Raw genomic sequence first — 7,785 nt, 5'->3', positions numbered from 1 at the left:
GACCAGATCCGCACCGTGTGCGTTCCGGTCGTCGAGCGACTTCGGCCGGGTGCCGTCTTCGTCTCCCATACGACCGGGAGCCCGAAAATGCTTCGGCAGTTGGCGGATTCGGTCGGCCCAAAGGGGGCGGCAGTGGTCGACGCCTCGTTCAGCGGGACAGCTGCGGGCATCAGAGCGGGTGCGCTTACCGTGCTGCTCGGCGGAACCGAGGACGCGGTCGGGGTGGCCGAGCAGGTGGTCGGGGATTACGCGGACCGGATACTGCGCACCGGGCCCCTGGGCAGCGGGTTGTCGATCAAGCTCATCAATAACATGCTGTTCGCAGCGTGCACTCAGCTCACGCTCACCGCGCTCGAATCGGCGGCGTCGCTGGGAATCGACGAGGACCGCCTCCTCGCCGTACTCGAGACCACCAGCGGTGGAAGTGCGGCGGCGCGCTACATCGCTGCCTCACCGCTACCGGCTGTCGAGTTCGCCGCGCATCTGCCGCACTTCCTTTCCAAGGACGTGGCGGCGGCTCGCGCCGCAGCCGAGGACATCGGCCTCGACATCGGAAAACTCGTGGAGGCCACCCGCCTGGGCCCCATGGAGCTGCACCCGACATCGCCCGCCCCGGTCGGCTGATTCGTACCCGAAACACCCGATACCACTGAGCTTCACCACAACATGCTCGAACCGACAAGAAGGACAATCACCATGGGACGTGTACAGGACAAGGTCGTCTTCATCACCGGCGCTGCTCGCGGTCAGGGCCGCTCGCACGCCGTGCGACTCGCCTCGGAGGGCGCGAACATCATCGGCGTCGACATCTGCGAGGACGTCAAGACCAACGACTATGCGATGGCGACCCCGGAGGACCTCACCGAGACCGTCCGCCTGGTCGAGGCAGCCGGAGGTCGCATGCTCTCCACGATCGCCGATGTCCGTGACCGACAGGCGCTCACGAGGGCCGTCGAACAGGGTGTCGCAGCATTCGGCAAGCTCGACGGTGTGGTGGCCAACGCGGGTATCTGTCCGCTCGGTTCGGACGATCCGCAGGCGTTCATGGACGCGTTCACGGTGGACTTCAACGGTGTCGTCAACGCCATCGAGGCCGCACTCCCCCACGTGAGCGAGGGCGGCTCGATCGTCGCCACCGGCAGCCTGGCGGCAATGATGAGCGGCACGGGCGCCAACCCCGCCTACGGCACGGGTGGTCAGGGCTACTCGCTGGCCAAGCGGATGGTCGCATCCTTCATCAACGATCTCGCCGTTGTCGTGGGACCGAAGGGGATTCGGGCCAACGCGGTGCATCCGACGAACTGCAATACGAACATGCTCAACAGCGAGGTGATGTTCCGGCAATTCCGTCCGGACCTCGAGCACCCGACGCGCGAGGACGCGCTGCCCGGCTTCGCCACGATGAGCCCGATGAACGTCCCGTACGTAGAGCCTGCGGACATCTCGGAGATGGTGCTGTTCCTGCTGTCGGACGCGTCGCGCTACGTCACCGGCATGCAAATGCGCGTCGATGCCGGCGGGTACGTGCTTCTCCGCCCGCAGCAGCCGACCTTCTGACCTGCCCGCAACGACACACCTGGAGTACACCGTGGCAATCAATATTTCCCAGCTTTACATCGACGGCGCCTGGTTGGACAGCGAAAGCGACTCGATCATCGACGTCCTCAACCCGGCGACGGAAGAGGTCATCGGGCGCGTTCCGCAGGCCACCGTCGCCGAGGTGACCCGCGCGATCGATGCCGCCCGGCGCGCCTTCGACGACGGACCGTGGCCGACGATGTCCCCGCAGGCGCGTGCGCAGGTGTTGCTGCGTATGGCCGACGCGATGGAGAAGCGTCGTGCCGAACTCGTGGACCTGAACATCGCGGAGTCCGGTTCGACCCGGGCACTCGCGGAGTACCTGCAGGTGGGGATTCCGATTCAGCACATGCGCGACATGGCCGAGCGCATCCTGCCGTCGTTCGAGTTCGAGCGCGGCGTGCTGCCGACGATCGGTCAGGACATCGGCCAGGGCATCGTGGTCCGCGAGCCGGCGGGCGTCGCAGCGCTGATCTCGGCGTACAACTTCCCGCTGTTCCTCAACGTCATGAAGCTTGCCCCTGCACTGGCCGCGGGGTGCACCGTCGTGCTCAAGCCCGCGCCGACGACGCCACTCGAGGCGTTCGTTCTCGGTGAGATCGCGGAGGAGGCCGGACTGCCGGCCGGGGTCCTCAACATCGTCACGGGCGACATCGACGCCGGCCGTGAGCTGACCAGCAACCCGAAGATCGACCTCGTCAGCTTCACCGGTTCGGACACGGTGGGTCGCCGCGTGTACGAGCAGGCCGCGCCGAGCCTCAAAAAGGTCGTCCTCGAACTCGGTGGCAAGTCGGCGAACATCATCTGCGAGGACGCCGATCTGGCAAAGGTCGCCGAGTCCGTGATCGGCAACATGGTCACCCACGCCGGGCAGGGCTGTTCGCTGCTCACCCGCACACTCGTGCACCGCTCCCGGTACGACGAGCTCGTCGCGATGGTCACCGCGGGGCTCGGAATGATCAAGGTGGGCGACCCGGCCGAGCCGGGAACCCTGATGGGACCGCTGATCAGCGAGGCGCAGCGCAACAAGGTCGAGGCGCTCATCGCATCCGGTGTCGAGCAGGGGGCGCGCATCGCGTTCGGCGGCGGCCGCCCGGAAGGCCTCGACAAGGGCTATTTCGTGGAGCCGACACTGTTCGTCGACGTCGACAACTCGATGGAGATCGCGCAGAAGGAGTTCTTCGGCCCGGTCGGCGTCATCATCCCGTTCGACGACGACGACCACGCCGTGCGCCTGGCCAACGACAGCGACTTCGGCCTCGGCGGCGGAGTGTTCTCCGCCGACACGGTGCGGGCGCTGGGCATCGCCAAGCGTATTCGCACCGGCATGGTCGGAATCAATGGTGGCGGCGGCGGTGTGACACCGCACGTGCCGTTCGGCGGCTACAAGCAGAGCGGCCTCGGCCGCGAATGGGGAGCTGCCGGACTCGAGGAATACCTGCAGACCAAGTCCATCACCTGGAGCGCGGCGCGCGGTTGACCCGCTTCCGCCACCCCCTGAATCACAAAGGACACACGATGACTCAGACCGAACCGGCCACCAGTGGGCCCATCCCGGGCACCTGCCCGGTGCACAACTTCAACTACACCGACCGTAAGCCGGCCGGCACGTGGCACAGCAAGTACGACGAGCTGAGCGCGCAGTCCCCGGTGTACTGGAACGAATTCGGCCCCGGCTTCTGGACCGTGATCAATTACGAGGGCATCCTCGAGGTCCTGCAGAATCCGGAGACGTTCTCGAACAGTGTTGTCACGGCACTCGATCCCGACCCGCAGTACAAGTGGATCCCCGAGATGCTCGATGGTGACGAGCATTTGCAATGGCGCCAGCAGCTCGGCCCACTGTTCTCTCCGAAGGCGGTCGAGAAGCTCGAGACGAAGGTCCGGCAGCGAGCGATCGACCTGATCGAGGAAATCGTCACGAAGGACACCGGGAAATGCGACCTCATGGCCGAGTTCGCGCAGCGGTATCCCACGACGATCTTCCTCGAACTGATGGGCTTGCCCGTCGAGGAACTCGACCAGTTCATGGAGTGGGAACATGCGATCCTGCACACCCCCTCCGATGATGCCGAAGCCAACAAGCAGATCAGGCTCGAGGCAATGCAGGCCGTCATGCAGCGCTTCGCGGCGATCATCGCCGAACGACGCGTCGAACCGCGCGACGACATCGTCAGCAAGTCCCTGACGTTCGAGGTCGACGGCAAGCCGGTTTCCGATCAAGATCTGCTGTCGTTCTGCCTGCTGATGTTCATGGCCGGACTCGACACCGTCGCTGTCTCGATCGGCTGGATCTTCCGGCACCTGGCCACCCATCCGGAGGACCGTCAGCGCATCGTCGACGAGCCGGAGAAGATCCCGACGGCGATCGAGGAGTTCCTCCGCGCGTACGCGATCGTCATCCCGGCACGCAAGGTTGTCCAGGACACGGAGATTCAGGGCTGCCCGATGAAGGCCGGCGACATGGTCAACATACCGCTGGCCGGTGCGACCCGCGACGAGGCCGCGTTCCCGGATGCGAAGACAGTAGACATCGAACGCACCCCGAACAACCACATCGCGTTCGGTGCCGGACCGCACCGATGCCTCGGATCACACCTGGCCCGTCGCGAGTTGCGGATCGCGCTCGAAGAGTGGCACAAGCGAATCCCCGAGTACCGGCTCATCCCCGGATCCGAACTCGTCGAGACGGGCGGGCAGCTCGGTCTGACCTCGCTACCGCTCGAGTGGGACAAGCGCTGACCTGACACGAACGACGATACGTCGACCCGGCGGTGGCCCAGGGATCACTCCCGGGCCGCCGCGCCAGTCAGGCAAGTCTCGAAAAAAGGCGTGACACACGCCATAGTCAGTGTTAATGTCTCATATGAATATAAGTTATTTAACTTGGTGACCTGTTGTTACTTACCGGATAGGGCGGCGAATGCCGTCCAAGCTGCCCGAGATCGGGCCACACACCAACCACCGCAACCCGAGGAGGATGCAATGCCGCTCCAGGATCACATGCACCTGATCTCCACCGACGATCATCTGATCGAGCATCCGAAGCTCTGGTCGGATCGCCTGCCCAGCAAGTTCCTCGCGGCCGGCCCGAAGATCGTCGAGAAGGAGATGCCACTTGCCATTCACCCCGGCGACGGGGACAAGGCCCTCAAAGCGGGCACCCGGCTGGCACAGGTGTGGGAGTACGAGGGGCGGATCTACCCGTACATCGGTCTGAACGCCGTAGCAGGCAAGAAGCCCGAAGAGTACGGCGTCGAACCGGCGCGTTACAGCGATATGCTGCCGGGCTGCTACGACCCGCACGCGCGAGTGCTCGACATGGACATCGACGGGGTGCAGGCAGGCCTGTCGTTCCCGTCGTTCCCGCGATTCGCGGGCACCGTGTTCCTCGAGGCGCAGGACAAGGAGTTGGCACTGCTCTCGGTCCAGGCGTGGAACGACTACGTCCTCGACGAGTGGTGCCCCGCCGCACCCGATCGGCTGATTCCGATCGTGATCCTGCCGCTGTGGTCGGTGGCGGAGTCGGTCAAGGAGATCCACCGTACGGCGGCGAAGGGATCTCGGGCGATCTCGTTCCCGGAGAACCCGGTTCCGTTGGGACTGCCGTCCTTTCACACCGATCACTGGGATCCGGTGTTCTCGGCGGCGGAGGAGACCGGCCAGCCACTCTGCGTCCATTTCGGCACGTCCGGCAAGGCGCCGATCACGGCACCCGAGGCCCCGATGGCCGTGATGATCGCCCTGTTCGGCTGCAACTCGATGTACGCGACCGCGGATCTGCTGTTCTCGCCGGTGTTCCACAAGCATCCGAACTTGAAGTTCATGTTGTCCGAGGGCGGCATCGGATGGGTACCCTACATGCTGGAGCGGATGGATCTGACCTGGGAGAAGCACCGCTACTACCAGAACATCAACCAGTCCGTTCGCCCGTCGGAACTCTTCGCCAAGCACCTCTTCGGGTGCTTCATCGACGACCAGTTCGGTGTCGACAACCGCCACAAGGTCGGTATCGACAACATCACCTGGGAGGGCGACTACCCGCACTCCGACTCGAACTGGCCCAACAGCCGCAAGCGCGTGCACGACGCGATGATCGACGTCCCTGACGACGAAGTCCACAAGATGGTCGAGCTCAACGCGCGTGCCCTGCTCAACTTCCCGCGCAACTGACTGCGGTACAAGGATTTCGGAGGACCGACATGGCCGAACGGATCGAACAGCTACCCGAGGACGACTGGGTGGACCAGGATCTGCTCACCCGCGACCTGGCCGGCGAGTTGCTTGACGAGGAGATCGCCGCCGAACGTGATCGCCTCGCGCGCCTGGACCGTGGGGAGGTCGGCGACGACATCCTCATGACCCGTGCCGACATGGAGCGCCGGCTCGCCGCCATGACCGCGGTCCGCGATCGCGTCCGCACTCCGGAGGACCTGTGAATCACCGCACCGACACCGGGACCGCCGTCGACACCGGCAGACCGATCCCGCAGCCGACGCCGGCGAGCGCCGAATTCTGGGCGTCGGGCGCAGACGGCATCCTGCGGATCGCCCAGTGTGCGGACTGCTCCAAGCGGATGCATCCACAGTCGGTGCTGTGCCCGGAGTGCCGTGGCCGCAACATTTCCCTGCAGCCGGTGTCCGGCCGCGCCGTTGTGGCGGGTGTAACAGTCAATGCCCAGCAGTGGCTCCCGCACTTCCCGCCGCCGTACGTCGTCGCGATCGTCGCGCTCGAGGAGGACACGGGCGTGCGGCTCACGACGAACATCGTCGGCTGCGAGCCGGGCGACGTGAGGGTCGGCGCCAAGGTCCGTGTCGTGTTCGAACAGGTCGCCGACGACATCTGGCTCCCGCTCTTCGAGATCGATCCCGACGCCCACGGTGAGCCCGGTCCACTGCCCGAACCCGAGGACTATCGCGCCCGCTTACGTCCGCCCGTCTCGTCCGAGCGGTTCGAGGACCGCGTCGCGATCACCGGGGTCGGTCAGTCGAAGATCGGCCGCCGGCTCATGGTCGACCCGCTCTCGCTCACAGTCGACGCCTGCCTCGCCGCGATCGAGGACGCCGGACTCACCCTGGACGACATCGACGGCCTGTCGACCTACCCTGGTGGCGCGGTCGGCGGCATGTCCGAGGGCGGCGTCATGCCGGTCGAACAGGCCCTGCAGATCCACCCGACCTGGGTCAACGGCGGGGGAGACCTACCCGGGCAGAACGGCTCGATCATTGCCGCAATGCTCGCAGTGGCCTCGGGTCTGTGCCGGCACGTGCTGTGCTTCCGCACCGTGTGGGAGTCCAGCCACTCCGAACTGACGAGATCGGGCAAGTGGGAATCCCGCGGTGGCCGGGCCGCAGGTATGCTCGAGTTCCGCCACCCGTTCGGGGCGATGTCCGCCGCCAACTGGATCGCCTGCCAGGCCTCGCACTACTTCCACCGCTACGGTGACGCGAAGGACGCGCTCGGTGCGATCGCGGTCAACGCCCGTAGCAACGCGTCCGCGAATCCCGAAGCGGTGTATCGGGATCCGATCACCATGGACGACTACCTGACGGCCCGCGTCGTCTCCACACCGTTCGGGCTGTACGACTGCGATGTGCCGGTCGACGGCGCGGTCGCCGTGATCGTCTCCGCGGCGGACAGTGTCGCCGATCTGCCGAACAAGCCGGTGTTCGTCGAAGCCGTCGGCACCCAGATCATGGAACACCTGTCCTGGGATCAGGGCACGCTCACACACTTGCCGCAGTCGCTCGGACCGTCCGCACACCTGTGGAGCCGCACCGACCTGCGACCCGCCGACGTCGACGTCGCCCTGCTCTACGACGGGTTCACCTTCAACGCGCTGTCCTGGCTCGAGGGCCTCGGCTTCTGCGAATTCGGCGGTGCCCGTGACTTCATCGACGGTGGCCGTGGCATCGCGGTCGACGGCCGGTTACCGATCAATCCGCACGGCGGCCAACTCTCGGCGGGCCGTACCCACGGCTACGGCTTCTTCCGCGAGGCCGTCCTGCAACTGCGCGGGCAGGCACCCGGCAGGCAGGTCGCCGACCCGCACGTCGCCGTCGTCACCGCCGGAGGTGGTGTGCCCTCGGGTGCAATCCTCCTGCGCGCCGACTGACATCCCACTCCGCACTCTCTTCCACGATCAGGAGTCATCATGCACCGTCCCTTGGAGGGCATCCGCATTCTCGAGGTCGCCCAGTTCACCTA

Annotated in this window: 7 protein-coding genes; all 7 read left to right on the top strand. The window is 65.7% G+C overall.

Going from position 1 to position 7,785, the window contains the following annotated elements; genetic code table 11:
* Window positions 1–624: NAD(P)-binding domain-containing protein (locus WAW17_RS31555; protein WP_422336766.1), on the top strand; the 624-nt coding region annotated here is incomplete at its 5' end.
* Window positions 625–696: 72 nt separating this feature from the next.
* Window positions 697–1,557: a mycofactocin-coupled SDR family oxidoreductase gene (locus WAW17_RS31550; protein ID WP_422336765.1), complete on the top strand. Its 861-nt coding sequence runs from the start codon at window positions 697–699 to the stop codon at window positions 1,555–1,557.
* Between the two features lie 31 nt (window positions 1,558–1,588).
* Window positions 1,589–3,058: an aldehyde dehydrogenase family protein gene (locus WAW17_RS31545; protein WP_422336764.1), complete on the top strand. Its 1,470-nt coding sequence runs from the start codon at window positions 1,589–1,591 to the stop codon at window positions 3,056–3,058.
* 38 nt (window positions 3,059–3,096) lie between these two features.
* On the top strand, window positions 3,097–4,320 hold the full coding sequence (locus WAW17_RS31540) for a cytochrome P450 (protein ID WP_422336763.1): 1,224 nt from the start codon (window positions 3,097–3,099) through the stop codon (window positions 4,318–4,320).
* 243 nt (window positions 4,321–4,563) lie between these two features.
* A complete protein-coding gene (locus WAW17_RS31535; RefSeq protein ID WP_422336762.1) occupies window positions 4,564–5,751 on the top strand; it encodes an amidohydrolase family protein in 1,188 nt (395 codons plus the stop codon).
* A 29-nt stretch (window positions 5,752–5,780) separates the two neighbouring features.
* Window positions 5,781–6,017 (top strand): hypothetical protein, encoded by a 237-nt coding sequence (locus WAW17_RS31530; protein WP_422336761.1) that lies wholly within the window; start codon window positions 5,781–5,783, stop codon window positions 6,015–6,017.
* Window positions 6,014–7,693 carry a thiolase C-terminal domain-containing protein gene (locus WAW17_RS31525; protein WP_422336760.1) on the top strand — a complete coding sequence of 560 codons (1,680 nt, stop codon included), beginning with the start codon at window positions 6,014–6,016 and terminating at the stop codon, window positions 7,691–7,693. The genes WAW17_RS31530 and WAW17_RS31525 overlap by 4 nt, the downstream gene beginning before the upstream one ends.
* The last annotated feature ends 92 nt before the right edge of the window (window positions 7,694–7,785 follow it).

The sequence above is a fragment of the Rhodococcus sp. (in: high G+C Gram-positive bacteria) genome (genome assembly GCF_049286785.1).
Classification (GTDB): domain Bacteria; phylum Actinomycetota; class Actinomycetes; order Mycobacteriales; family Mycobacteriaceae; genus Rhodococcus_F.
Note: the sequence above shows the minus strand (reverse complement) of the source record. Positions and strands in the feature narration are given on the sequence as shown.